General features: G+C 67.0%; 1 protein-coding gene. It reads left to right on the top strand.

What is annotated here, in order from left to right; translation table 11 throughout:
• Positions 1-170 precede the first annotated feature (170 nt).
• On the top strand, positions 171-699 hold a 529-nt coding region (locus VXJ37_RS21040; RefSeq protein ID WP_331324935.1), incomplete at its 3' end, for a hypothetical protein.

A 699-nucleotide genomic window follows, 5' to 3' on the forward strand; every position in this document is an offset into this window, starting at 1 on the left:
AAACCAGACCGTGGTGTTCAGCGCCAACGTCGGTTCCGGCCCCGTTTTCATCCGCGTTTCCTAATAGCTAACCCCCGTTCGGGACGCGCCGGCATGCCCCCAAGATGCCGGCGCTTCCACCTGCCTCTGGCCGGCCACAGCCGCCTAAGGAAAAACGAAAGAGAGAACTGATGATGACTCGTGCTACCGCACGGCACCGCGCCGAGGTCACCAAAACCAACTCGATCGCTGTTATCGCCAAGGCCGTCAGCGACAACGCCGGCGGAATGGGCCGCCAGGCCGCTGTGATTGCCGCCGCTTCCGGCCTGGTCCTGACCAGCGGTATCGCCGCAAATGCCGCTGACGCCAACGTCAAGCGTGATTCCGCGCCGGCTTCCGCCATGGAAGTTGAATCCGCCGTCGACGCGCCGATTTCTGCGGCTTCGACCATCGCCATCAGCTTCGAGAAGCCGGCTGTGACCACCACGCCGGCTCCCGTCGCGGAGCCCGAGCCGCAGGTTGCGGTGCAGGAAGCTGCCCCCGCAGCCCAGCCGGCCGCCGCTCCGAAGGTTACGGCCACGCTTGCCTCTGCTCCGGCCGCTCCTGCCGCCCACCCTTCCGCCAGCGGCAAGGGTGCTGCCATCCTGGCTGCGGCCTACGCCCAGCTGGGTGTGGTGCAGGACTGCACCATGCTGGTCACCAACTCCCTGGCCGCCGTCG

It is taken from the genome of Pseudarthrobacter phenanthrenivorans (assembly GCF_036455295.1).
GTDB lineage: Bacteria > Actinomycetota > Actinomycetes > Actinomycetales > Micrococcaceae > Arthrobacter > Arthrobacter phenanthrenivorans_C.